Source organism: Klebsiella sp. X1-16S-Nf21 (assembly GCF_002837615.1).
GTDB classification, from domain to species: Bacteria; Pseudomonadota; Gammaproteobacteria; order Enterobacterales; family Enterobacteriaceae; genus Klebsiella; species Klebsiella variicola.
The window spans coordinates 1-24,184 of the sequence record NZ_PJDK01000004.1; the positions used below are offsets into that span (position 1 = coordinate 1).

The following is a 24,184-nucleotide window of genomic DNA, read 5'->3' on the forward strand; positions in this document are numbered from 1 at the left end:
GGCGCTTACTCGCCGTCGTCGCAGATCCGCGCCCGCGTGTGGACCTTCGACCGCAATGAAGCCATCGATAGCACCTTCTTTGAACGCCGCCTGCAGCAAGCGCAAACCTGGCGGGCATGGCTGGCCGAGCGCGATGGTCTCGACAGCTACCGTCTGATCGCCGGCGAGTCCGATGGGCTGCCGGGCGTCACTATCGACCGCTTTGGCAACTTTTTCGTGCTGCAGTTGCTCAGCGCAGGCGCCGAATACCAGCGGGCCGCCATCATCAGCGCCCTGCAGAACCTGTTCCCGGACTGCGCCATTTACGATCGCAGCGATGTCGCCGTGCGTAAAAAAGAGGGACTGGAGCTGGCCCAGGGGCCGGTGGTGGGCGAGCTGCCCCCGGCGCTGCTGCCGATCACCGAGCACGGCATGAAACTATTGGTTGATATCCAGGGCGGGCACAAAACCGGCTACTACCTCGACCAGCGCGACAGTCGCCTGGCCACTCGCCGCTATGTCGCGGATAAGCGGGTGCTGAACTGCTTCTCTTATACTGGCGGCTTTGCGGTGTCAGCGCTGATGGGCGGCTGCCGCCAGGTCACCAGCGTGGATACCTCTCAGGAAGCGCTGGACGTCGCCCGACAGAACGTCGAGCTCAACAGACTGGATCTGTCCAAAGCGGAATTTGTGCGCGACGACGTGTTCAAACTGCTGCGTAAATACCGCGATCTGGGAGAGAAATTCGACGTGATCGTGATGGATCCGCCGAAATTCGTGGAAAACAAAAGCCAGCTGATGGGCGCCTGCCGCGGTTATAAAGATATCAATATGCTGGCGATCCAGCTGCTGAACCCCGGCGGCGTGCTGCTGACTTTCTCCTGCTCCGGCCTGATGACCACCGATTTATTTCAGAAAATCATCGCCGATGCCGCAATTGATGCCGGGCGTGATGTACAATTTATAGAACAGTTCCGTCAGGCTGCCGACCACCCGGTGATCGCAACCTACCCGGAAGGGCTGTATCTGAAGGGGTTTGCCTGTCGCGTCATGTAACTTGAAAAACGAAACATGAGCCTCATATAGGGAGTATTCATGTTTCCCAGGAGGTGCCTATGATAGCCAGCAAATTCGGTATCGGCCAACAGGTCCGCCATACGCTCTTGGGCTACCTGGGTGTCATCGTCGATGTCGATCCCGAGTATTCACTCGCGGAACCGGAAGAGGATGAGATTGCCGCCAATGACGAACTGCGTGCGGCGCCCTGGTACCATGTGGTGATGGAAGATGATGATGGTCAGCCGATCCACACCTATCTGGCAGAAGCGCAGCTGAGCAGCGAAACCCGCGACGAACACCCGGAACAGCCGTCCCTCGATGAACTGGCCAAAACGATTCGTCAGCAGCTGCAGGCTCCGCGCCTTCGCAACTAAAACAAAACCCCGCCAGGCGGGGTTTTTTGTTATTTTGCTAATCCCAGTCGCGGTAGCTCAATGGCCGGGCAACGATCCATCACCACGTTTAACCCGGCTTCTCTGGCCAGCACTGCGGCCTGCTCATTGATCACCCCCAGCTGCAGCCACAGCGTTTTCGCGCCGATGGCTATCGCCTCCTGCGCCACGCCCCACGCCGCTTCTGAATTACGGAAGACATCAACCATGTCGACCTTTTCCGGAACGTCGGCGAGCGTCGCATACCCTTGCTGTCCCAGCAGCGTCTTGCCCGCCACCTTCGGCGAAACCGGGATAACGTGATACCCCTGATCCAACAGATACTTCATGACCCGGTAGCTCGGGCGGTCAGGTTTATCGCTGGCGCCAACCAGCGCAATCGTCCGTGTCGACGTCAGGATGCCGGCAATATCGTTCTCTTTCATGGGTTCCTCCTGCTATTTCACCTAAGTGTATGCTAATCCGCAGCAGGCGGCCATCCAGGCTAACCCACAGATTCGACAAAATTTTCACCCCGATGCTTGCAGCGGCAGCCACATTCAGTAATCTGTCTGCAGGTCAAAATGTGGAATGAAAATATGGAACTGACAACTCGTACCCTGTCCGCGCAAAAACATATCGCGCTGGTGGCTCACGATCACTGTAAAGATATGCTGATGAAATGGGTCGCTCGCCATCAGGCGTTGCTGGCGCAACACGTTTTGTATGCCACCGGCACCACCGGTAACCTGGTCTCGCGGGCTACCGGACTGGAGGTCAATGCCATGCTGAGCGGCCCGATGGGCGGTGACCAGCAGGTTGGCGCGCTTATTTCAGAAGGCAAAATCGACGTGCTGATCTTCTTCTGGGATCCGCTGAACGCCGTGCCTCACGACCCGGACGTCAAAGCGTTGCTGCGCCTGGCCACCGTCTGGAACATTCCGGTCGCCACTAACGTCTCCACCGCTGACTTTATCATCCAGTCACCGCACTTTAATCAGCCGCTCGATATTCTGATCCCGGATTATCCGCGTTATCTTGCCGAGCGCCTGAAATAACCCACACGTGATTAGGGTTTCCTGGCCACCGGCACATCCAGGGCCTGCAGGATGTCGACAAACGGCGAAGGTTGCGCTTTGTTAAACAACAACCACACCCGATGACGTGCGCGGGTTATCGCCACGTACAGTAGTCGACGCTCCTCCGCATCAGGAAAATCTTCCGGCTGCGGCAGGAGCGCCTGCTCCATGATCGACTCGCGCGCCGGCGCGGGAAACGCATCCTCTCCCTCCTGCAGTCCCAGCACAATCACATAGTCCGCCTGCTGGCCCTTGCTGGCATGAATAGTCATAAAATCAAGCTGCAGATGCGGCCAGCGCGTCGCCGCCTTGTTGAGCGCGTCGGGCTTCAGATGATGGTAACGGGCAAGCAGTAGGATCCGCTGCTCGGGCTTAACGTAGCCGCTCAGTTTATCCAGTAAATCATCCAGCTTATCGTCGGCTAACAGCGTGACGGCCTTTTTATCGCCCGCCGTCAGGCTGTTCAGCGGCTTACTTAACTGATGCGGATTCTGCTGGATAAAGCCATTGGCGATTTCGCCAATGCGGCCGTTAAAGCGATAGGTGGTATCCAGCGCGCAGCTATCCCCTTCGCCAAAGTAATGATTAAACGCGGTGGTCAGGGAAAGCTGGGCCCCGCTGAACCGGTAAATCGCCTGCCAGTCATCCCCGACGGCAAAGAGCGTGGTTTGGCTGTTCTGCCGGCGTAATGCAGCCAACAGCGAGGCCCGCTGCGGCGAGATATCCTGAAATTCATCCACCAGAATGTGTTTCCAGGGGCTGACGAAGCGGCCTTTATCGAGAATATTGACCGCCTGATGGATCAGGCCGGAAAAATCGACCGCATTCTCGGCCTTCAGCGCCGCCTTCCACTCTTTCATCAGAGGCGACATCAGTTTCACCCGTTTACTGAACTGATCGCGTACCGCCTCCGGCGCCCCGGCAATCATCTCTGCCTGGGAGCCGCCGTGCATACGCATCAGGCTGACCCAGCGGTCGAGCCGGCTGGCCATACGCCGCTGCACCTTCTTGTCCTGCCAGAAATCGCCTTCCGGCAGTTGCCAGCCCATCTCCTCTTCCAGCCACAGGCGCCAGCCTTTCGCCTGCGCTTTTTTCTCCTGACACTGCTGCTGCCAGCTTTTCACGAGCAGCGCCTGACGAGCTGCGCTATCGCTTTCCAGTTTACTGATGGTGGGGACTTTTTTGCTGCCCTGCTGAATAATATGTAGCGCCAGCGAGTGGAAGGTACGCGCGGTGATATCGTCGGATGCAAGACGCTCGCGGATCCGCGCATCCATCTCTTGCGCCGCCTGGCGGCCGAATGCCAGTAACAAAATTTGCTCTGCTGCCGCTTCTCCCCGCGCCAGCAGCCAGCCTGCCCGCGCCACCAGCACCGAGGTTTTGCCGCTGCCCGCGCCCGCCAGCACCAGCAGGGAACGCTCGCCGTTCACCACCGCCCGTGCCTGTGAGGCATTAAGAGGGGACGACTCAACGCCGTCAAAAAAGCCGCGATACTGCTCAAGCATCGCCTCGGTGAAGGCCTGGTTATGGGCCAGGCGTGTCGCTTCAATATCCCCTAACCAGCGCTGACACTCCCGCCACAGCTCCCGACAGTTGTCAAAGGCCTCAAGCCGGCTGGAGGGCATCGGCAAACCAGTCAACGCCTGGCGAATGTTATCCTGCACATCCGCCACCTGCTGACGCGTCAACCATTTGCCTTCCGCACGGGTGCGCTCGATCGTCGCCAGCTGCCGCTTCAGTACGCCAGCGGCGATGTCGCTCATTTCCGCGCTCCACTGCTCCCAGAGCGTTTGTAAATGGTGATAGAAGCGCTGCGTTTCGCTCCACTCGGTACCGTGCAAACGCACGACTTTGCTGTCAGGCAACACAAACTCCAGTTCGCCCCAGACCAGACCGCGCTTACAATGCACTGACAATAACTGATTGAAAGGGATAAGATACTCGTGACGGTCGCCGGAAACCTTTACGCCGGCGTTCAGTAACTGCACCCGATCATAAGGGTGCTGAGCCATGCGTTTGCCCAATGTTGTCGCTTTAAGTTCCATATAATGTCGATTTTCAATCAGGGTGGATTGTTTTTCAGTTTAACCGCCCGGGACCAGGTGCTCCAGCGCAAAAAAACGTTACAATTGTCAGGTCTTATTATCCACAGGGCAAAACCGAGGCTTTATGCGTACCATTCTGAATATTTTGAACTTTATCCTTGGCGGTTTCGCCACCACTCTAGGCTGGCTGCTCGCCACGCTGGTTAGCATCATTCTGGTCGTCACGCTGCCGCTGACCCGCTCCTGCTGGGAAATCACCCGACTCTCCTTATTCCCATACGGTAACGAGGCGATTCATGTGGATGAGCTGGAGCCGGGCCGTAAAAATGGCCTCCTCAACGCCGGCGGCACCGTGCTGAATATTCTGTGGTTCATTTTTTTCGGCTGGTGGTTGTGCCTGATGCATATTTTCAGCGGCATAGCTCAATGTCTGACCATTATTGGCATCCCGGTGGGGATCGCGAACTTTAAAATTGCTGCCATTGCCCTTTGGCCTGTAGGGCGCCGGGTCGTCTCTGTGGAAACCGCGCGTGCCGCACGTGAAGCCAATGCGCGTCGTCGCTTTCAGTAACCGAACGGAACACGGACATGATTAGCCCCCTGCTACGCCGCTATACCTGGAACAGTGCCTGGCTTTATAACGTACGGATCTTTATCGCGCTCTGCGGCACAACGCTGTTTCCCTGGTGGATCGGCGAAGTCAAACTGACCATCCCTCTCACCCTTGGCGTTGTTGCCGCGGCCCTGACCGACCTCGACGACCGGCTGACCGGTCGTCTGCGCAACCTCGCCATTACCCTGGTCTGTTTTTTTATCGCCTCCGCCTCCGTGGAACTGCTGTTTCCGTGGCCGCCGCTGTTTGCCCTCGGCCTGACCGTGTCTACCATCGGCTTTATTTTGCTCGGCGGCCTCGGCCAGCGCTATGCCACCATCGCCTTCGGCGCCCTGCTCATCGCCATCTACACCATGCTCGGCGTCACACTGTACGATCACTGGTATCTACAGCCGTTGTTCCTGCTGGCGGGGGCCGTGTGGTACAACCTGCTGACGCTGTCCGGGCACCTGATTTTTCCGATTCGTCCATTGCAGGACAACCTGGCGCGTAGCTATGAGCAACTGGCTCGCTATCTGGAGCTCAAATCCCGGCTGTTTGATCCTGACCTGGAGGATGAGAGCCAGGCGCCGCTGTACGATCTGGCCCTCGCCAACGGCCAGCTGGTGGCCACGCTCAATCAAACCAAAGTCTCACTGTTGACCCGGCTGCGAGGCGACCGGGGTCAGCGCGGCACCCGCCGTACGCTGCAGTACTACTTCGTGGCCCAGGATATTCACGAACGCGCCAGCTCATCGCATATTCAGTACCAGACTCTGCGCGATCAATTCCGCTACAGCGACGTGATGTTCCGTTTCCAGCGCATGCTCTCGATGCAGGCCCAGGCCTGCCAGAAGCTCTCGCGGGCGATTTTACTGCGCGAACCCTACCAACATGACGCCCATTTTGAACGCGCGTTTATGCATCTCGACGCGGCGCTTGACCGTGTGCGCGCCAGCGGCGCGTCTGACGAGCAGATCAATGCCCTTGGGTTTTTACTCAATAACCTGCGCGCTATCGATGCGCAGCTGGCCACGATTGAATCGGTGCAAACGACCGCGCCTGCCGGGAGCAACACCGAGACGCTGTTGGCCGACGACAGACTCGGCGGGCTGAACGACATCTGGCTGCGTCTGCGGCGCAACATGTCACCGGAGTCCGCTCTCTTTCGCCACGCGGTACGTATGTCGCTGGTGCTCTGCGCCGGCTATGCCTTTATCCAGTTTACCGGGCTCCAGCATGGCTACTGGATCCTGCTGACCAGCCTGTTTGTCTGTCAGCCGAACTATAACGCCACCCGCCACCGACTGGCGCTGAGGATCATCGGCACGCTGGTGGGGGTGGCGATCGGCCTGCCCGTCCTGCTGCTGGTGCCTTCGATTGAAGGGCAACTGGTGTTGATCGTGCTCACCGGCGTGCTGTTCTTTGCCTTTCGTAACGTGCAGTACGCCCATGCCACCATGTTTATTACGCTGCTGGTGCTGCTGTGCTTTAACCTGCTTGGCGAAGGTTTTGAGGTCGCGCTACCGCGCATTATTGATACCCTGATCGGCTGCGCCATCGCCTGGGCGGCGGTCAGCTTCATCTGGCCGGACTGGAAATTTCGCAATCTGCCGCGCGTCCTGGACCGGGCGATGAACGCAAACTGCCGTTATCTGGATGCCATTCTGGAGCAGTATCACCAGGGCCGCGACAATCGTCTGGCCTATCGTGTCGCCCGCCGTGATGCCTACAACCGTGATGCCGAACTGGCCTCCGTGGTCTCGAATTTGTCGACTGAACCGCGCGCGGATGGCGCCCAGCGCGAGACCGCTTTTCGCTTGCTGTGTCTCAACCATACCTTCACCAGCTACATCTCCGCTCTCGGTGCGCATCGGGAAAAACTGTCCACCCCCGATATTCTTGCCCTGCTGGATGATGCTGTTTGTTATGTTGATGACGCCCTGCACCATACCCCCGCCGATGAACATCGGGTGCAGAAGTCTTTGACCAGCCTGCAAAGCCGGATCCAGCATCTGGAACCGCGCGCGGACAGTAAAGAGCCGCTGGTATTACAGCAGATTGGCTTGTTGCTCGCGCTGCTGCCTGAAATTTGCCGCCTGCAACAACGCGTTCACGCTCAGACAGAATAACGGCGGCTGTCCGCTAACGGGCTCCTGCCCATTCGAGCAGCTCCTGACGCCGCAGCGTCGGGAGCGCGGCGGCGTGAACGCCGACAATCGCCCCCTCCAGCGCCAGCAAGACGTTGAGCGACAGAGAGGCGTTGTTTTCTCGTAGCCGTTGCCAGGCCTGCTGAGCGCCTACCTCCCGAAGCGTCCTGACATCCGGTATGCCCGCGTGGATCAGCTGCAATTCCATATGAAAGCTGATATTGGGTAAATCCTTCAGACGGCCCGACGCCCGTCGGTGGTTCTTTTCACGCTGCGCACTCTGCCACGACAACAGCGACAGCCGAAAAAGCTGAGTCTCATCGCGCCACAATGCGTCGTCAATTTGATAATACTTCATCGGCACGATGCGCCCATGTCGGCGCAGCGTTAATAAAGGATTGCGATGTTCAACCCGATACGCGGCGCTCTGCTCGCAGGCCCTCAGGTAAATATCGCCCTCTGCCACCATCGCAAACACCGTATCATCAATGGCCAGGCTATAGCCGCCAAAAAGCGGACGAGAATGTAACTGACCCAGCGGCGAGACGCAGGCCTGAAATTGCGGGAACCGCGGACATACTAGTTTTCTCATGATCATTCCTTTGTTAATCATGTAATTAAACTTAAGTTGTTAACGGATCCGCTAAGAGAAAACATAAGGGACTTCCCGAACAGCAGCAAGATGATTTTCGCCGACTTTTCTACCAGAATGCGGTTTTGCGAGACGCTTTCAGAAAATCACTGACGTTGCTGCAATCAACAGGGTGGAAAGAAATCATTAGCCGGCATTAAGGATATCGTTGAGGAGAGGTGCGCATCGCTATAAATCAGACGCGGCGGGAAATGATTAAATTTCAGCCAGCAAAATGGCAAATTGCGGTTGATCTTTTCCCCAGGTAGATATACTGTATATGCATACAGTAACTACAGGCGGGATAGACTATGTTTACTTCAGCTCACGCAAATCGTTCAGCACAGGCTTCTGCTTCTGCAGGCCACTACGCTCATCGTTCTGGCGAACAGACCGCCAATGGGCTGATCAGTGAAATTGTCTATCGTGAAGATCAACCCATGATGACACAGTTACTGCTGCTACCTTTATTACAGCAGCTGGGTCAACAGTCTCGCTGGCAGCTGTGGCTCACGCCGCAACAAAAGCTTAGCCGTGAGTGGGTCCAGTCTGCCGGTCTGCCGCTGTCTAAAGTCATGCAAATTAGCCAGCTGTCACCCTGCCATACCGTAGACTCAATGATCCGCGCGCTGCGCACCGGTAATTATAGTGTGGTTATCTGCTGGCTAACGGAGGAGCTAACCGCGGAAGAGCACGAGCGTCTGGTCAATGCCGCCCAGGAAGGTTGCGCGATGGGATTCATCATGCGCCCGGTGAGAAATCAAGGCACGCTCGGCAGACAACTCAGCGGGCTAAAAATTCACTCAAATTTGTATCATTGAGTGAAATTAGGATTATTCCTGGAATTTTTTTTACCGATGGTAAAGACACAGCGTTTTTCAGGGACTTTTTCGCGCAATGCCTGTCACACGGGGATTTCTGCCTTTTTTCTGCGTACGAAAATCAACCATATTTGTTAAATATTGTGTACACAACCCTTTTTTTTCATATGCCTGACAGAGTTCACACTTGTAAGTTTCGAACTAAGTTGTAGACTTTACATCGCCAGGGGTGATCGGCTTACGCTGCATGTATCAGCATAGTTAACAACAAGTCACGCCCCGGGTGAAGGATTTAACCGTGAGGTCTTTTGTAACTTCATGGCGAATTTTGGATGATAATGAGGCGCAAAAAATGAAAAAGACAGCTATCGCGATTGCAGTGGCACTGGCTGGCTTCGCTACCGTAGCGCAGGCCGCTCCGAAAGATAACACCTGGTATGCAGGTGGTAAACTGGGTTGGTCCCAGTTCCATGACACTGGCTGGTACAACAGCTCTCTGAACAACAATGGTCCAACCCACGAAAGCCAGCTGGGCGCTGGTGCGTTCGGTGGTTACCAGGTTAACCCGTACCTCGGTTTCGAAATGGGTTACGACTGGCTGGGCCGTATGCCGTACAAAGGCGACCAGGTTAATGGCGCATTCAAAGCTCAGGGCGTTCAGCTGACCGCTAAACTGGGTTACCCGATCACTGACGATCTGGACATCTACACCCGTCTGGGCGGCATGGTATGGCGCGCAGACTCCAGCAACAGCATCGCTGGCGACAACCACGACACTGGCGTATCTCCGGTATTTGCTGGCGGCGTAGAGTGGGCTGTGACTCGTGACATCGCTACCCGTCTGGAATACCAGTGGGTTAACAACATCGGCGACGCGGGCACCGTTGGCGTTCGTCCGGACAACGGCATGCTGAGCGTGGGTGTTTCCTACCGTTTCGGTCAGGAAGATGCTGCACCGGTTGTAGCTCCGGCTCCGGCTCCGGCTCCGGAAGTGACTACCAAGCACTTCACCCTGAAGTCTGACGTTCTGTTCAACTTCAACAAAGCAACCCTGAAACCGGAAGGTCAGCAGGCTCTGGATCAGCTGTACACCCAGCTGAGCAACATGGATCCGAAAGACGGTTCTGCAGTTGTTATGGGCTTCACCGACCGTATCGGTTCCGAAGCTTACAACCAGCAGCTGTCTGAGAAACGTGCTCAGTCCGTTGTTGACTACCTGGTTGCTAAAGGCATCCCGGCTGGCAAAATCTCCGCACGCGGTATGGGTAAATCCAACCCGGTTACTGGCAACACCTGTGACAACGTGAAAGCTCGCGCTGCACTGATCGACTGCCTGGCCCCGGATCGTCGTGTAGAGATCGAAGTTAAAGGCTACAAAGAAGTTGTAACTCAGCCAGCGGCTTAAGTTAGAACTGATGAAAAAACCCGCCTCGGCGGGTTTTTTTATGCCTTCTCTCCCGCTTTTGCGGTGGTGGGCCCCATATCAGGGTAGCCTCTGACAGGCCGCCGTAAAGACTACTCTTTGCCTAACAGTTCCTGTAGATCGTGTTTCAGGCTCGACATTTTGCTGGCGTACTTCTCTTTATGCTCAGCATCCTCAATCAGCTGCACGATGGTTTCGGACAAGGTTTTACCCCGCCGCTGCGCCAGGCCGGCAAGACGCTGCCAGACGACAAACTCCAGATCGATAGACTTCTTGCGCGTGTGCTGATGCTCCGCGTTAAAATGCCGTTTCCGTCGCGCGCGGATGGTCTGCTTCATGCGGTTCATCAGCGCCGGATTCATATGCTGCTCAATCCAGGCATGCACCAGCACAGGTTCATTCTCGAGCGTCAGCAAGTCATCTACCGCAGCTTGCGCAGCGCTGGCCTCAATGTAGCGGGTAATCAGCTCACCTTCCCGGTGCTTCTTTACCAGATATTTCCATTTCCAGCCGCTTTCAAGATTTTCCAGTTGTTGATATTTCATTGCGATCTCAATGTGACCGTGTAACTCATTTCAGGATATCAGTTTTTTCCTGATGTGCTGAATATAAATCATTATTCGTGATGTGTATGGCCGGGGAATCATCGGGGTAATCATAATCCTCAGTGTGCTCAGTCGCGGCATCAGGTATAATTGCGCGCTTTACATCTAACTAAAAAACAGCGACTTTGACCATTACGAAACTGACCCGAACCGACCTTGCGCCCGATATGGAACCTTATCAGGCGCTGTTTGCCCAAGCTGATCTCTCTCAACCGGCCCCCTCCCTCTCGGGCGATCTGCAGCCGCGTCTGTTCTACGCGCTTGAGCAATTGCTGTGCACGCCGGCAGTCTCCTCCTTCATGCTGGTGAAAGCCCCCGAAGAACCGGAGTATCTGCAATGGCTGACGGCAGAAACCCGGACGCTGCATGAACCTACCGCCCCGCTCTACGGGGTCCGCTATGACGTTGACGGCGCTCGCGTGACGCTCTCCCCGGCCCAACGGGCTGAGGATAATTTTGCCAGCACCGCCCCGGTCGTCGCGGCCGATTGGGTAGAGGCGGAACAGCTGTTTGGCTGCGTACGCCAGTTTAACGGCGACATCACCCTCCAGCCAGGCCTGGTTCATCAGGCCAATGGTGGCGTGCTGGTAATCTCGCTTCGCACACTGCTGGCGCAGCCGCTTCTGTGGGTGCGCCTGAAAAATATGGTGACCCGTCAGCGGTTTGACTGGCTCTCCATCGATGAGTCGCGCCCGCTGCCGGTCAGCATTCCCTCCATGCCGCTGAGCCTGAAAGTCATGCTGGTCGGCGAACGCGAATCGCTGGCGGATTTCCAGGAAATGGAACCAGAGCTTTGCGCTCAGGCGATCTACAGTGAGTATGAAGACACTTTGCAGTTTGCTGACGCCGAGACGCTGAAAGCCTGGTGCCAGTGGGTATGGCAAAATGCCCAGCAGCTGACGCTGCCAGGTCCGGCGGCCGACGCCTGGCCACTGCTGATCGATGAGGGGACGCGCTACACCGGCGATCAGGAGACCCTGCCGCTCAGTCCGCTATGGATAGCCCGCCAGCTGCGGGAGGCCGCCGCCTTCTGCGAAGGCGAGGAGATTACTGGCGAAGAAATGCAGACGATGCTGGCACGCCGGGAGTGGCGTGAAGGCTACCTCGCAGAACGAATGCAGGATGAAATCCTGCAGGAACAGATCCTGATTGAAACCGAAGGCGAATGCGTCGGGCAGATCAACGCCCTGTCGGTGATTGAATTCCCCGGCCATCCGCGCGCATTCGGTGAACCTTCGCGCATCAGCTGCGTCGTGCACATTGGTGATGGCGAGTTTATTGATGTCGAACGCAAAGCCGAGCTCGGCGGCAATATTCATGCGAAAGGCATGATGATCATGCAGGCTTTTCTGATGTCCGAGCTGGAGCTGGAGCAGCAGCTTCCGTTCTCCGCTTCGCTGACCTTCGAACAGTCCTACAGTGAAGTGGACGGCGACAGCGCCTCCATGGCTGAACTCTGCGCCTTAATCAGCGCGCTGGCCAATGTGCCGATTAATCAGAGCATTGCGATTACCGGTTCTGTTGACCAGTTTGGTCGCGTGCAGCCGGTCGGCGGTCTGAACGAAAAAATTGAAGGTTTCTTCACTATCTGTCAACAGCGCGGGCTAACCGGTAAACAGGGCGTCATTATCCCTGCGGCCAACGTTCGTCATCTCAGTCTTAGCCATGAGCTCCGTCAGGCCGTTGCCGAAAACCAGTTTGCCATCTGGGCCATTGACGATATTACCGAAGCGCTGCCGATGCTGACCCAACTGATGTGGGACGGAGAAGGGCAGACGCTGCGACAAACCATTCAGGAGCGGATAGCGCAGGCGACCCAGCAAGAGACTCGCCATCGTTTTCCGTGGCCGCTACGCTGGTTAGGTGGGACAAGTTCTAACTGATCGGACTTGTTCAGCTTACACGTGTTAGCTATCCTGCGTCCCGAACTTAAAATAAGGCTTACTGAAAACATGGTAGATAAACGCGAATCCTATACAAAAGAAGATCTTCTTGCCTCTGGTCGTGGTGAACTGTTCGGCGCGAAAGGCCCGCAGTTGCCAGCACCAAACATGCTGATGATGGACCGCGTCATCAAAATGAGCGAAACCGGTGGTAACTATGACAAAGGTTATGTTGAGGCGGAACTCGACATCAACCCGGACCTGTGGTTCTTCGGTTGCCACTTCATCGGCGATCCGGTGATGCCGGGCTGCCTGGGCCTGGATGCGATGTGGCAGCTGGTCGGGTTCTATCTTGGCTGGCTCGGCGGCGAAGGCAAAGGCCGTGCGCTGGGCGTTGGCGAAGTGAAATTCACCGGTCAGGTTCTGCCGACCGCGAAAAAAGTCACCTACCGCATCCACTTCAAGCGCATTGTTAACCGTCGTCTGATTATGGGCCTGGCGGATGGCGAAGTGCTGGTTGACGATCGTCTGATCTATACCGCGAACGATCTGAAAGTCGGCCTGTTCCAGGATACTTCCGCTTTCTGATAATTATCGGCAGCGATTAAAAGGCGAAGCCCCCGCTATGCGGAGGCTTCTTTTTTAAAGAGACAGTGTCAGGCCGTTAGTACCCTGTCCTCCATGGCTTCTCGCCAGCCTCCCAGCCACCATGAGCGTTGATTCAAGCTCTGGTATGGACACATTTCTTTCGATCTCCCCGCGATACCCGCTTGATATCCACGTTGATGTGCCCGTTCCAGGCGATCTCGTTTTTGTCTCTTCATGCCTCGTTTCCCTCATTCTTTGATCTGGTGGAAAAGAAAACAGTGGTCGCAAATTGTGCAGCCACGGGTTACGAATACCGCGAAATGAAGACAACGTCAATGCGCAAAATTCACGCCAGTGTCATATTTGTGACCTATATAAGAGTTCATTTTTTGTTCATTCGGCGCAACGCTCGGTAACGAACTGACCTGGCAAAAAAAATGCCGCGCGGCTCAGATGAACCGCGCGGCATATCACTTTTATGAAATTTACTTATGGCAGACGGTTAAGCTCGCCGGCAATGGCCACCGCCTCCTGACTCCATGCCTGGGCCAGGGTCTTCACCATCGCGTCATAGCCATCCTGCTGCTGCTTGAGCACGATGTTAAACGGGCGCTTAATCAGCTGTCCCTGATGCTTCAATAGCCACTCGCCGCTGACGATAACCCGCCCGTCGTAGCGCCCGTGAAAGCCATTTACCGCCACATTGAGCGTATCCTGCTCGCTGCCCAAGGGTTGGGACGACACTACCCAGCCCGGCAACTGCTGGCTGAGGTTTGCCACCAGCGTAGTACGCAGCTGCTGGTCCAGCGGGCTGGCCCACAGATTATTATTGGCGATTACATACTGCACATCGGTGGTTTGATAGACCACTCCATTGCCCGCCAGATAATCCGGGATGCTGACCTGCTCAACCCACAGCAGACGTGCCCCCTGGCTGGCGGCGCTCTGCGCGCCGCCCTGCACCACCGGCAACTGGTAATATGTTTTGCTCTCACCGCCGCTACTGCACGCCGTCATCACGCAAACGGCTGCCACCAGTAACCATTTTTTCATTATTTCGCTCCCTTCGGCTGTGGGTCTTTTTTATCCTTCGCCTCAAATACCAGCGCATTGCTCTTATCATTGAGCGTTTTCAGGACCGGCTGCAGCTCACGCAGCACCTGATCCAGACGCTGCATATCGGCCACCATCTTATTGTAGGCCGCGGAGCCCGGCTGGAAGCCCTGCATGCTGCGGTTCAGCTCGCGCAGCGTCGTCTGCATATCGGCAGGTAGCTGCTGCATCGACTGACTGGAGGTGATCTTATTCAGACTATCCAGCGTGGTCTGTACATGCTGCATGGTCTTCTCGCTTTGCGCCAGCGTACTGGTTGCCTGTTCCAGTAGCGGATTGAGCGGCAGGTTATTGATTTTATCCAGCGCATCCATCAGACGCTGCTGGATCTGCGCCAGTCCACCGCTAATGGTCGGGATAATCGGATAGCCGTTAAACTCCTGAATTTTCCCACGCGGCGGCGCTTTCGGATAGAAGTCGAGATCGATATACAGCGCGCCGGTCACCAGGTTACCGGTTTTCAGCGAGCCGCGCAGTCCGCGGTTGATCAGATCGTCAATGTGAGCGCGAATATTCGGATCGCCGCCGAGCTGGTTGACCAGACGCTGCGGTTCAACCCGCACTTCCACCGGAATGCGATAGTCATCGTTCAAACGCTGCTTCAGCCCAGGAATAAAGAACGGCACTTTGCCGACGGTTCCCAGACGGATGCCGCGGAACTCCACCGGCGCGCCGGGCTGCAGGCCACGAACCGAGTCTTTGAAGAACATCACGTAATCGATATGCTCGGTAAAGACCGAATCCTGGATGCTCTTCTGATCGTCAAACAGGTGATATTCCGTTTTGTTCGCCACCGGCTCGCCGAGGTCCAGTCCTTCCGGAATATCGAAGCTCACCCCGCCGCCAAACAGCGTCGACAACGAGCCCATCTCGACGCGCATCCCCGCCGCGGTCAAATCAACGGCGATCCCGCTGTCCTTCCAGAAGCGAACGTTAGTGGTCACCAGGCGGTCATTAGGCGCGTTGATGAACAGCTGATAAGTGATATGACGTTTCTGCGCATCAAAGGTGCTGGTTTCCACCGACCCCACGCGATAACCGCGGAACAGCACCGGGTCGCCTGGCGACAGCTGGCCTGCCTTGCTGCTTTCCAGCAAAATCCGGATCCCCTTGGCATCCGGCGAGGCCAGCGGCGGAGAATCCAGCAGCGGATACTGCGCCGGCACCGAACCTTTCGACCCCGGCTGCAGTTCAATATAGGCCCCGGACAATAATGTCCCGAGACCACTGATCCCCTCGCGCCCTACCTGCGGTTTCACCACCCAGAAGACGGAATCGTTATGCAGTAATTTCTGCATGCCGGAATTGAGGCGAGCTTTGATTTCCACGTGGGTTAAATCGTCGGTCAGCGTCGCGCTCTCTACCACCCCAACATCCACGCTGCGGCTCTTGATCCGGGTTTTTCCCCCTTCAATGCCTTCCGCGTTAGTGGTGATCAGCGTGACCTCTGGTCCCTGATGGCTGTAATGATAAAACAGGATCCACGCTCCGATCAGCGCAGTGACGATAGGGAAGATCCACACCGGTGACCAGTTCTTCACCTTCTGCACTTTCGCTTCTCCGCTCTTATTTTCCATGTTGTTGTATTTCCTCATGGCTTGAATCTGGCTCACGATCCCACAGTAAACGGGGATCAAACGTCATCGCTGAAAACATGGTCATCACCACCACCAGCGCAAACATGACCGCGCCGATGGCGGGATAGATATTCATCAACCCTCCCATGCGCACCAACGCAGAGAGCACGGCGATGACAAAAACGTCAATCATTGACCAGCGGCCAACAAATTCCACCACTTCATAAATCAGATGCATGCGTTCCGAATCGCGCGCGCCGTTGCCGTTAGCATTCCAGCACAGCCAGGCGATAGCGATCATCTTCAGCGTCGGCACCATAATACTGGCGATAAAGATCACCAGCGCCACCGGATAGGAGCCCTCGCTCCACAGTAACACCACCCCGGCCATAATGGTCGACGGCATTTTATCGCCCAGCAGATCGGTGATCATGATCGGCATAATATTGGCGGGAAGATAGAGAATAAATGAGGTCACCAGCAGCGCCAGCGTCCACTGCAGGCTATTTTTACGCCGCGCCGTCCCTTTGCTGTGACAGCGCGGGCAGACGGTCTGGTCGGCCGGTAACACCGCCGTGCAGCAGCCGCAGGAGCGCAGCCCCTGGCGGATCCCGGCTACCCCGACCTTCAGCGGCTGGGTAATCGCCGGCATAGGGGCAATATCATCCCATAGCCAGCGGCGGTCGACGCACTGGAAGGTGCGTAACTGCAGCAGGCAAAACATGCACCAGGGAATAAAGCTCAGGCCGATGCCGATATCGCCGTAGGCCATCAGTTTGACGAAGCTCACCAGCACGCCGGCAAGAAAGATCTCCGCCATGCCCCAGGTCTTGAGGTGAAACAAAATGCGCGCCAGAAACGCCTTCAGCCCAGCGGGCATCCTGACCCGATTGACCAGCAGCAAAATGGTGACCAGACAAAAGGCCGGTACCAGTTGTACAAAGAGTAAAAAGAAGGTGCCGAGGCTGGCGTAATCCTCGGTAAACAGCACGTTGGGAATTTCCAGCAGCGCTATTTCGCTGCTGATGCCACCCACTTTCATATAGATAAAAGGAAACAGGTTGGCCAGCAGCAGCATAAACAGCGCGACCAGCGCGTAAGCCGTGGGACGCTGGCGAGGCGCGTCCCACGTGGTGGTTAACGTTGTACCGCAGCGCGGGCAGGCGGCTTTCTGGCGATGCTCAAGCTGCGGCAAAGCCACCAGCAAATCACATTGGGGACATAAAATATGTCGCGCAGCATGATGGTGATCGCACATGACAACTCCTCGGCTCAGGCGCCGTTCTTTAATCCTTCGAGATATTCCCAGCGTTCAAAGGCGGCTTCCAGCGCCTGCTCCGCTTCGGCCAGCTGCGCCAGCACTTGCTGCGTACGATCGTGCGATTGGCCAAAGAAGTCAGGATCGGCTACCTGCTCCTGCAGCGTTTGCAGTTCGGCCTCAAGCGTTTCCAGCTTCTGCGGCAGTTGCTCCAGCTCGCGCTGCAGGTTATAGCTTAGTTTGTTCCCGCCGCGTTTGACAGTTTCTGCTTTTGGCTGAGCGACTTCCGTCGTTTTTTTAACGATCGTCTGCTTTTGCGCCAAAGACTGGGCCTGCTGACCGCGGGCGTCGTGATAACCGCCGACGTACTGACCAATATGGCCGCCGCCTTCGAAGATCCAGCACTCGGTCACGGTATTGTCGACAAACTGACGATCGTGGCTGACCAGCATCACGGTGCCCTGATAGCCATCGATCAGCTCTTCCAGCAGCTCCAGCGTTTCGACATCAAGGTCGTTTGTCGGTTCATCGAGAATCAATAAGTTACTGGGTTTCAGGAACAGTCGCGCCAGCAGCAGACGGTTACGCTCCCCGCCGGACAGCGCGCGGACTGGCGTCATCGCCCGTTTCGGATGGAACAGGAAGTCCTGCAGATAGCCCAGCACGTGCCGCGGCTTACCGTTAACCATCACCTCTTGCTTACCTTCGGCGAGGTTATCCATCACCGTCCGGTCCGGATCCAGCTCTGCACGGTGCTGGTCGAAGTAGGCGACTTCCAGCTTGGTGCCAACGTGGATCCGCCCGCTGTCGGCCTGCAACTGGCCAAGCATCAGCTTCAGCAGCGTGGTTTTCCCGCAGCCATTGGGGCCGATCAGGGCAATCTTATCGCCGCGCTGGATTTGCGCGGAGAAATCTTTCACCAGCACTTTGCCGTCAACCTGATAGTTGACGTTCTCCATTTCGAAAACGATTTTGCCGGAGCGCGAAGCCTCTTCCACCTGCATCTTCGCACTGCCCATCACTTCCCGGCGCTCGCCGCGCTCGCGACGCATCGCTTTCAGGGCGCGAACGCGGCCTTCGTTGCGGGTACGACGCGCTTTAATCCCCTGGCGGATCCACACCTCTTCCTGGGCCAGCTTGCGGTCGAATTCAGCATTCTGCAGCTCTTCAACCCGCAGCGCTTCTTCTTTATCCAGCAGATACTGATCGTAATTGCCCGGATAGGTCACCAGCTTGCCGCGATCGAGATCGACGATGCGCGTCGCCATGTTGCGGATGAAGGAGCGGTCGTGCGAAATAAAGATAATGGTGCCTTTAAAGCTTTTCAGGAACCCTTCCAGCCAGTCGATAGTTTCGATATCGAGGTGGTTCGTCGGTTCATCCAGCAACAGCACGCGCGGCCCGCTGACCAGGGCACGGCCCAGCGCCGCTTTACGCAACCAGCCGCCGGAAAGCGAAGCCAGCTGCGCGTCGGCGTTAAGACCAAGCTGCTCGATCACTTCATTGATGCGGCTATCCAGCTGCCACAGGCCCAGGTTATCCAGCTGTTCCTGCAGACGGGCCAGTTCATTTAAATTTTTGTCGCTCGGGTCGGTCATCACCTGATGCGAAACATCATGGTAGGCCTTCAGGTAAGCGGCCTGTTCGGCGATCCCTTCGGCGACGAAATCGTACACCGTACCGGCAACGTTGCGCGGCGGATCCTGCTGCAGACGCGCGACGATAAGATCCTGTTCATAAATAATACGCCCATCATCCAGCCCCTGTTCACGGTTAAGGATCTTCATCAGGGTCGATTTACCGGCGCCGTTGCGCCCAACCAGACAGACGCGTTCGTTATCTTCGATATGCAGTTCAGCATTATCCAGCAGCGGCGCATCGCTGAATGAAAGCCAGGCGCCGTGCATACTAATCAGTGACATTCTTTATTCCTTTCAGGCTGCAGTAATCAGCCAGCAGTTGTGGATCTGACGGTTGCGGGCAAAATCCTGCGACAGCGTTTTTTGCGAAATCTCTTGCGCCTTCAGGCCAAGCGCCGCCAGCCCGTCATGATCCATACGGAAACCGCGTTTGTTGTTCGAGAACATAATGGTGCCGCCTTTACGCAGCAGACGTTTCAGATCGGTCATCAGGCGAATATGATCGCGCTGCACGTCAAAGGCATCTTCCATTCGTTTGGAGTTAGAGAAAGTCGGCGGATCGATAAAGATCAGATCGAACTGCTCGGTGCTTTCCCGCAGCCAGCCCAGCACGTCAGCCTGCATCAGGCGATGCGCACGACCGGTCAGGCCATTGAGACGCAGGTTGCGCTCCGCCCACTCCAGATAGGTACGCGACATATCCACCGTGGTCGTAGAGCGCGCGCCGCCCAGACCGGCGTGGACGCTGGCGCTGCCGGTATAGGAGAACAGGTTAAGGAAATCCTTACCCTTGCTCATCTGGCCGAGCATACGACGGGCGATACGGTGGTCGAGGAACAGACCGGTATCGAGGTAGTCGGTGAGGTTAACCCACAGGCGCGCGTTGTACTCCTGCACCTCGATAAAGTCGCCCTTCTCCGCCATCTTCTGATACTGGTTTTTACCCTTTTGCCGCTCGCGGGTCTTCAGCACCAGCTTGTTGGGGGCGATTTCCAGCACGGCGATGGTCGCCGCGATAATATCAAACAGACGCTGGCGCGCTTTGTGCGCATCGACGGTTTTCGGCGGCGCATACTCCTGGACCACCACCCAGTCACCGTAGCGATCGATCGCCACGTTATATTCCGGCAGATCGGCATCGTACAGGCGATAGCATTCAATGCCTTCCTGACGGGCCCACTTTTCAAATTTCTTCAGATTCTTACGCAGACGGTTGGCAAAATCTTCCGCCAGCATCGCCGGCTTGCCGCCTTCGCTTTCCGCCAGGTGATAGTTTTTCTGTATGCAGTCCAGCGGGCCGTTCTTCGCTTTGAACTGTTTATCGGCACGCAGCTGCAGGCAGCTCAGCAGTTCCGGCGAGGCGCTGAACACCGACAGGTTCCAGCCGCCAAACTGACTTTTCATGATCCGGCCCAGCAGGCTGTGCAGGGCAATCAGCGCCGGTTCGCTTTCCAGGCGCTCGCCGTACGGCGGGTTGCTGATCACGGTGCCGTACGGGCCTTTCGGCAGCGGGTTATTCAGCTGGGCGACGTCTTTGACTGCAAAATCGATCAGCTCGCCGATGCCGGCCCGGCGGGCGTTGCGGCGCGCGCGCTCAATGACGCGCTCGTCGACGTCAGAGCCATAGAAGCGCGACCCATAGGCCGCCAGCCCCTGGCGGGCGCGGGTTTGCGCTTCCGCCTTCACCTCTTTCCAGATAGCGTCATCGTGCTGCGCCCAACCGCCAAAGCCCCAGTGGCCGCGGTGCAGACCCGGCGCACGATCGGTCGCCAGCATCGCCGCTTCAATCAGCAGGGTACCGGAGCCGCACATCGGATCGAGCAGCGGCGTACCCGGTACCCAACCAGAGCGCATGACGATCGCCGCCGCGAGGTTTTCTTTGATCGGCGCCATACCGGTACCATCGCGGTAGCCGCGCAGATGCAACCCTTCCCCGCTCAGATCCAGGGAGATATGCGCCGTCTCTTTGTTCAGCCAGACGTTGATCCGCAGATCGGGCGACTCACGATCGACATTCGGGCGCGGCAGGTTTTTACGCGTGAAGCTGTCGACGATGGCGTCTTTGACTTTTAATGCGCCATACTGGCTGTTGCGGATCTCGTCATTGAGGCCGCTAAAATGTACCGCGAAGGTGGCGCCAGGGTTAAACATCTCCGTCCACGGAATGGCCTGTACGCCGAGGTACAGATCCAGATCGCTGTATACGCGACACTCGCCCAGCGGCAGCATGATGCGCGAAGCCAGCCGGCTCCACATCAGGCTTTGATACAGCAGGCGCGTATCCCCCTGAAAATGGACCCCGCCCTGGACGACCTGGCAGTCCGTCGCGCCAAGTCCTTCCAGTTCAGTTTTTAACAGCTCTTCCAGCCCACGAGCCGTACTGGCAAACAGAGAATTCATATCGTCACTTTTACTTAAAGAAAATTGGTGCGCATTATAGCCAATATGTGCCCTATGTCATAAAGTTATAGGCTTATTTTTGGAACCCGGAGGCAGCGTATGGTAACGCTCTCGCGACTTTTTATTCATCCCGTTAAATCCATGCGCGGCATGGGCCTGACCCACGCCTTTGCTGATATCAGCGGCCTGGCCTTCGATCGCCTGTTTATGGTCACCGAAACCGACGGGACCTTTATTACCGCCCGCCAGTTTCCGCAAATGGTAAAATTTATTCCGGCGCCGCTGCATGATGGCCTTCACCTGACCGCGCCGGACGGCAGCAGCGCCGTGGTGCGTTTTAGCGATTTCGCCCTGCAGGCCGAGCCCACCGAAGTCTGGGGCAACCATTTCACCGCCCTTATCGCACCCGCCGCCGTTAACCAGTGGCTCAGCGGCTTTTTCAAGCGCGATGTCCAGCTGCGCTGGCTGGGGCCGCAGTTAACCCGCCGGGTGAAGCGCCACGATGCGGTACCGCTCTCCTTCGCCGACGGCTACCCGTACCTGCTGGCTAACGAGGCCTCGCTGCGCGATCTGCAGCAACGCTGCCCGGCCAGCGTAAGCATAGAACAGTTTCGTCCTAACCTCGTGGTCACCGGCGCGGCCGCCTGGGATGAAGATAGCTGGAAAGTGATCCGCGTCGGCGAAGTGGTGTTTGACGTCGCTAAGCCATGCAGCCGCTGCATTTTTACCACCGTCAGTCCAGAGCGCGGGCAGAAGCATCCCACCGGGGAGCCGCTGGAAACCTTAAAGCGTTTTCGTACTGCGCTGGACAATGGCGATGTCGATTTTGGCCAGAACCTGATTGCCCGCAACAGCGGGGTGATCCGGGTGGGTGATGAAGTCGAAATCCTCGCCCGCGGCCCGGCGAAAGCCTACGGCGCCGGCGAGAGCGACGATACTCCGGCCCCGGAAGCGCAGCAGCAGGCTACGGTTGCCATCGAATGGCAGGGTCAACAGTTTAGCGGGAATAACCAGCAGGTGCTGCTGGAGCAACTGGAGCAACAGGGCATTCGCGTACCCTATTCGTGTCGGGCAGGGATCTGCGGCAGCTGCCGCATTCGGCTGGAAGAGGGCGAAGTCAGCGCGTTAAAGAAAAATGCGGTCGCCGGGGACGGCACCATTCTCGCCTGCAGTTGCGTACCGAAAACGGCGCTGCGCCTGGCGCCTTAAACCGCCTGTCCCAGGCTGTAGCTGACCGTGCTCTGCGCCGGCTGCAGCCGGTCGTTCATGATTTTAATAACGTCGCCTAACTGCATCACGCGCCCGGCAAGGGTGAGACCCGGCTGGGCCAGCAGACAAAGCGCGGCGTTATCTCCCGGCTCCACCACCAGCAAATTCACCTGCTCCCCGGTATCGCTCAGCCAGACGCAGGCGGCGTCGCCGCCGCTCGGCTGCCACTGGTGGGGATGAGCGATAAAGTGCCAGCTTTTCGGCATCTGCGGTTTGAGAAAACGGATCGCGGTTAACGCATTGAGGACTAATTCCGCTCGCTGTTCTTTCGACAGTTCGAGATCGCGACATTTTTCTTCAAAGGAGAAATAGAGCGCGGCGTCATCGACGCAGAATCCCGACGGCGCAAAGGCATCCGGGGTCAGCATTCGCCGGGCGAAGCGCGAGCGAAATAACATGCCATTGGCCAAATCGAGCATCATGCGGTCGTGCTCTTCATCGTAATACCAACGCCAGTTATCGTCAGGTTTAATGCGCATTTTTCCCCCTGTCCCCTTTCATACGCCTCTGCAAAGTTGTTGCGACTTGCCGCAGAATATTTTCTAAAATTAAGAAAAGTCTAAAATGTTTAAATAAGCAACAGTGAGGGAATATAAAACAACCAGGGCCGGAAATAAAGCCCTGGGTGGGTTTCAGCGGAGGAAAAGATTAGATGTGGGTAACAATTTCTTTAATCAGCGGCGGACCTTTAAAAATAAATCCGGAATAGATCTGCACCAACGATGCTCCGGCGGCTATCTTTTCTCGCGCAGCAATCACCGAATCAATACCGCCCACGCCGATGATAGGCAAACGACCATTCAGCTCAGCGGAGAGCATACGGATAATTTCAGTGCTCTTTAATTGTAATGGACGACCGCTAAGCCCACCGGTCTCATCACAATGTTTCATTCCCTGAACCAGAGAACGATCGAGGGTGGTATTGGTTGCAATTACCCCATCAATATTATGACGCACGAGGCTATCGGCAACCTGGATCAATTCCTCTGGTAAAAGATCCGGCGCGATCTTCACGGCGACCGGAACATATTTCTGATGCTTTTGCTGCAGCTCAAGCTGCTTATTTTTAATACCGGAGAGTAAATCATCGAGCGCTTCACCGTATTGCAGCGTACGCAGCCCCGGGGTATTCGGTGAGGAGATATTAATGGCGATATACCCGGCGTAAGGATAGACTTTTTCCATACAAATCAGGTAATCATCTTTACCGTGCTCCACCGGCGTATCTTTATTTTTGCCGATATTGATGCCCAGCACGCCGTCAAAATGCGCCTTTTTCACGTTCTCAACCAGGTTATCAACGCCATGGTTATTAAAGCCCATGCGGTTGATCAACCCCTCGGCATCCACCAGACGGAAGATCCTCGGTTTATCGTTGCCCGGCTGCGGACGCGGGGTGACGGTGCCGATCTCAATCGAACCAAAACCCATCGCGCCCAGCGCGTCAATGCATTCCCCATTTTTATCCAGCCCGGCCGCCAGACCCAGCGGATTTTTAAAGGTCAGCCCCATGCAGGTAACGGGCCTGGCCGGTACCTTCTGGCGAACCAGCATTTCCAGCGGCGTCCCGGTGACACGGCGTAATTGTTGAAAGGTAACTTCATGAGCGCGCTCAGGATCGAGCTGAAAAAGGGCTTTACGAACGAAGGGGTAGTACATGAACTCTCCTGGATTCCCGGTGTGCAAACCGGGGGCGTATTA

General features: G+C 56.6%; 22 protein-coding genes. 10 read left to right on the forward strand and 12 right to left on the reverse strand.

Going from position 1 to position 24,184, the window contains the following annotated elements:
* Both rlmI and hspQ read left to right on the forward strand, forming a co-directional pair.
* A partial coding sequence (rlmI, locus tag CW267_RS03125; RefSeq protein WP_101148611.1) for a 23S rRNA (cytosine(1962)-C(5))-methyltransferase RlmI occupies positions 1 to 1,035 on the forward strand: 1,035 nt, incomplete at its 5' end.
* Positions 1,036 to 1,094: 59 nt separating this feature from the next.
* Complete coding sequence (gene hspQ, locus CW267_RS03130) at positions 1,095 to 1,412, forward strand: heat shock protein HspQ (RefSeq protein WP_002898441.1); 318 nt, start codon at positions 1,095 to 1,097, stop codon at positions 1,410 to 1,412.
* 29 nt (positions 1,413 to 1,441) lie between these two features.
* Here hspQ and CW267_RS03135 read toward each other — a convergent pair whose 3' ends face one another.
* Entirely contained in the window at positions 1,442 to 1,855 is a 414-nt protein-coding gene (locus CW267_RS03135; protein WP_002898434.1) for a CoA-binding protein, read from the reverse strand.
* Between the two features lie 153 nt (positions 1,856 to 2,008).
* Between CW267_RS03135 and mgsA the strand changes: the two genes are divergently transcribed.
* Positions 2,009 to 2,467, forward strand: a complete 459-nt coding sequence (mgsA, locus tag CW267_RS03140) for a methylglyoxal synthase (protein WP_008805898.1) — start codon at positions 2,009 to 2,011, stop codon at positions 2,465 to 2,467.
* An 11-nt stretch (positions 2,468 to 2,478) separates the two neighbouring features.
* Here the strand turns inward: mgsA and helD are convergent, their stop codons facing one another.
* The gene (gene helD, locus CW267_RS03145; RefSeq protein ID WP_016160584.1) at positions 2,479 to 4,533 is read right to left on the reverse strand and encodes a DNA helicase IV; all 2,055 of its coding nucleotides are present in this window, start codon (positions 4,531 to 4,533) and stop codon (positions 2,479 to 2,481) included.
* A 124-nt stretch (positions 4,534 to 4,657) separates the two neighbouring features.
* On the opposite strand from helD, the gene CW267_RS03150 reads away from it, so the two are divergent.
* Together CW267_RS03150 and yccS are read left to right on the forward strand one after the other, a co-directional pair.
* A complete protein-coding gene (locus tag CW267_RS03150) occupies positions 4,658 to 5,104 on the forward strand; it encodes a YccF domain-containing protein (protein ID WP_012542294.1) in 447 nt (148 codons plus the stop codon).
* A gap of 17 nt (positions 5,105 to 5,121) precedes the next feature.
* On the forward strand, positions 5,122 to 7,257 hold the full coding sequence (gene yccS, locus CW267_RS03155; protein WP_008805895.1) for a YccS family putative transporter: 2,136 nt from the start codon (positions 5,122 to 5,124) through the stop codon (positions 7,255 to 7,257).
* A 13-nt stretch (positions 7,258 to 7,270) separates the two neighbouring features.
* Here the strand turns inward: yccS and CW267_RS03160 are convergent, their stop codons facing one another.
* Positions 7,271 to 7,867, reverse strand: a complete 597-nt coding sequence (locus tag CW267_RS03160; RefSeq protein ID WP_012542296.1) for a TfoX/Sxy family DNA transformation protein — start codon at positions 7,865 to 7,867, stop codon at positions 7,271 to 7,273.
* 350 nt (positions 7,868 to 8,217) lie between these two features.
* On the opposite strand from CW267_RS03160, the gene sulA reads away from it, so the two are divergent.
* Both sulA and ompA read left to right on the forward strand, forming a co-directional pair.
* A complete protein-coding gene (gene sulA / locus CW267_RS03170; RefSeq protein WP_008805893.1) occupies positions 8,218 to 8,727 on the forward strand; it encodes an SOS-induced cell division inhibitor SulA in 510 nt (169 codons plus the stop codon).
* 352 nt (positions 8,728 to 9,079) lie between these two features.
* Positions 9,080 to 10,132 carry a porin OmpA gene (ompA, locus tag CW267_RS03175; RefSeq protein ID WP_008805892.1) on the forward strand — a complete coding sequence of 351 codons (1,053 nt, stop codon included), beginning with the start codon at positions 9,080 to 9,082 and terminating at the stop codon, positions 10,130 to 10,132.
* Between the two features lie 110 nt (positions 10,133 to 10,242).
* On the opposite strand, the gene matP is transcribed toward ompA, so the two are convergent.
* Positions 10,243 to 10,695 (reverse strand): macrodomain Ter protein MatP, encoded by a 453-nt coding sequence (matP, locus tag CW267_RS03180; RefSeq protein WP_008805891.1) that lies wholly within the window; start codon positions 10,693 to 10,695, stop codon positions 10,243 to 10,245.
* A 185-nt stretch (positions 10,696 to 10,880) separates the two neighbouring features.
* On the opposite strand from matP, the gene CW267_RS03185 reads away from it, so the two are divergent.
* Both CW267_RS03185 and fabA read left to right on the forward strand, forming a co-directional pair.
* The gene (locus tag CW267_RS03185; RefSeq protein WP_012968609.1) at positions 10,881 to 12,638 is read left to right on the forward strand and encodes an AAA family ATPase; all 1,758 of its coding nucleotides are present in this window, start codon (positions 10,881 to 10,883) and stop codon (positions 12,636 to 12,638) included.
* A 69-nt stretch (positions 12,639 to 12,707) separates the two neighbouring features.
* Complete coding sequence (fabA, locus tag CW267_RS03190; RefSeq protein ID WP_012542300.1) at positions 12,708 to 13,226, forward strand: bifunctional 3-hydroxydecanoyl-ACP dehydratase/trans-2-decenoyl-ACP isomerase; 519 nt, start codon at positions 12,708 to 12,710, stop codon at positions 13,224 to 13,226.
* Between the two features lie 68 nt (positions 13,227 to 13,294).
* Here fabA and rmf read toward each other — a convergent pair whose 3' ends face one another.
* The 6 genes from rmf to rlmKL all read right to left on the reverse strand — a co-directional run bounded on the left by rmf (position 13,295) and on the right by rlmKL (position 21,214).
* Positions 13,295 to 13,462 (reverse strand): ribosome modulation factor, encoded by a 168-nt coding sequence (gene rmf / locus CW267_RS03195; RefSeq protein WP_002898396.1) that lies wholly within the window; start codon positions 13,460 to 13,462, stop codon positions 13,295 to 13,297.
* A 253-nt stretch (positions 13,463 to 13,715) separates the two neighbouring features.
* Complete coding sequence (gene pqiC, locus CW267_RS03205) at positions 13,716 to 14,279, reverse strand: membrane integrity-associated transporter subunit PqiC (protein WP_008805888.1); 564 nt, start codon at positions 14,277 to 14,279, stop codon at positions 13,716 to 13,718.
* Complete coding sequence (pqiB, locus tag CW267_RS03210; protein WP_008805887.1) at positions 14,279 to 15,916, reverse strand: intermembrane transport protein PqiB; 1,638 nt, start codon at positions 15,914 to 15,916, stop codon at positions 14,279 to 14,281. The genes pqiC and pqiB overlap by 1 nt, the downstream gene beginning before the upstream one ends.
* Entirely contained in the window at positions 15,906 to 17,174 is a 1,269-nt protein-coding gene (gene pqiA, locus CW267_RS03215; protein ID WP_012542302.1) for a membrane integrity-associated transporter subunit PqiA, read from the reverse strand. The genes pqiB and pqiA overlap by 11 nt, the downstream gene beginning before the upstream one ends.
* Before the next feature lie 14 nt (positions 17,175 to 17,188).
* A complete protein-coding gene (locus tag CW267_RS03220) occupies positions 17,189 to 19,096 on the reverse strand; it encodes an ABC transporter ATP-binding protein (RefSeq protein WP_012542303.1) in 1,908 nt (635 codons plus the stop codon).
* 12 nt (positions 19,097 to 19,108) lie between these two features.
* Positions 19,109 to 21,214: a bifunctional 23S rRNA (guanine(2069)-N(7))-methyltransferase RlmK/23S rRNA (guanine(2445)-N(2))-methyltransferase RlmL gene (rlmKL, locus tag CW267_RS03225; RefSeq protein WP_008805884.1), complete on the reverse strand. Its 2,106-nt coding sequence runs from the start codon at positions 21,212 to 21,214 to the stop codon at positions 19,109 to 19,111.
* Between the two features lie 99 nt (positions 21,215 to 21,313).
* Between rlmKL and CW267_RS03230 the strand changes: the two genes are divergently transcribed.
* A complete protein-coding gene (locus CW267_RS03230; RefSeq protein ID WP_012968611.1) occupies positions 21,314 to 22,423 on the forward strand; it encodes a YcbX family protein in 1,110 nt (369 codons plus the stop codon).
* Here the strand turns inward: CW267_RS03230 and zapC are convergent.
* On the reverse strand, positions 22,420 to 22,962 hold the full coding sequence (zapC, locus tag CW267_RS03235; protein WP_023297330.1) for a cell division protein ZapC: 543 nt from the start codon (positions 22,960 to 22,962) through the stop codon (positions 22,420 to 22,422). The genes CW267_RS03230 and zapC overlap by 4 nt on opposite strands.
* Positions 22,963 to 23,131: 169 nt before the next feature.
* Positions 23,132 to 24,142, reverse strand: a complete 1,011-nt coding sequence (gene pyrD / locus CW267_RS03240; RefSeq protein WP_002898303.1) for a quinone-dependent dihydroorotate dehydrogenase — start codon at positions 24,140 to 24,142, stop codon at positions 23,132 to 23,134.
* Positions 24,143 to 24,184: the final 42 nt, after the last annotated feature.

Bases quoted from the DNA above. Each gene is read 5' to 3' on its own strand.
- hspQ (WP_002898441.1), top strand. From the start codon at position 1,095: ATGATAGCCAGCAAATTCGGTATCGGCCAACAGGTCCGCCATACGCTC.
- ompA (WP_008805892.1), top strand. From the start codon at position 9,080: ATGAAAAAGACAGCTATCGCGATTGCAGTGGCACTGGCTGGCTTCGCT.
- fabA (WP_012542300.1), top strand. From the start codon at position 12,708: ATGGTAGATAAACGCGAATCCTATACAAAAGAAGATCTTCTTGCCTCT.
- zapC (WP_023297330.1), bottom strand. From the start codon at position 22,962: ATGCGCATTAAACCTGACGATAACTGGCGTTGGTATTACGATGAAGAG.
- matP (WP_008805891.1), bottom strand. From the start codon at position 10,695: ATGAAATATCAACAACTGGAAAATCTTGAAAGCGGCTGGAAATGGAAA.
- rlmKL (WP_008805884.1), bottom strand. From the start codon at position 21,214: ATGAATTCTCTGTTTGCCAGTACGGCTCGTGGGCTGGAAGAGCTGTTA.
- mgsA (WP_008805898.1), top strand. From the start codon at position 2,009: ATGGAACTGACAACTCGTACCCTGTCCGCGCAAAAACATATCGCGCTG.
- CW267_RS03135 (WP_002898434.1), bottom strand. From the start codon at position 1,855: ATGAAAGAGAACGATATTGCCGGCATCCTGACGTCGACACGGACGATT.
- helD (WP_016160584.1), bottom strand. From the start codon at position 4,533: ATGGAACTTAAAGCGACAACATTGGGCAAACGCATGGCTCAGCACCCT.
- CW267_RS03160 (WP_012542296.1), bottom strand. From the start codon at position 7,867: ATGAGAAAACTAGTATGTCCGCGGTTCCCGCAATTTCAGGCCTGCGTC.
- CW267_RS03220 (WP_012542303.1), bottom strand. From the start codon at position 19,096: ATGTCACTGATTAGTATGCACGGCGCCTGGCTTTCATTCAGCGATGCG.
- yccS (WP_008805895.1), top strand. From the start codon at position 5,122: ATGATTAGCCCCCTGCTACGCCGCTATACCTGGAACAGTGCCTGGCTT.
- CW267_RS03150 (WP_012542294.1), top strand. From the start codon at position 4,658: ATGCGTACCATTCTGAATATTTTGAACTTTATCCTTGGCGGTTTCGCC.
- pqiC (WP_008805888.1), bottom strand. From the start codon at position 14,279: ATGAAAAAATGGTTACTGGTGGCAGCCGTTTGCGTGATGACGGCGTGC.
- pqiA (WP_012542302.1), bottom strand. From the start codon at position 17,174: ATGTGCGATCACCATCATGCTGCGCGACATATTTTATGTCCCCAATGT.
- CW267_RS03230 (WP_012968611.1), top strand. From the start codon at position 21,314: ATGGTAACGCTCTCGCGACTTTTTATTCATCCCGTTAAATCCATGCGC.
- pyrD (WP_002898303.1), bottom strand. From the start codon at position 24,142: ATGTACTACCCCTTCGTTCGTAAAGCCCTTTTTCAGCTCGATCCTGAG.
- sulA (WP_008805893.1), top strand. From the start codon at position 8,218: ATGTTTACTTCAGCTCACGCAAATCGTTCAGCACAGGCTTCTGCTTCT.
- pqiB (WP_008805887.1), bottom strand. From the start codon at position 15,916: ATGGAAAATAAGAGCGGAGAAGCGAAAGTGCAGAAGGTGAAGAACTGG.
- rmf (WP_002898396.1), bottom strand. From the start codon at position 13,462: ATGAAGAGACAAAAACGAGATCGCCTGGAACGGGCACATCAACGTGGA.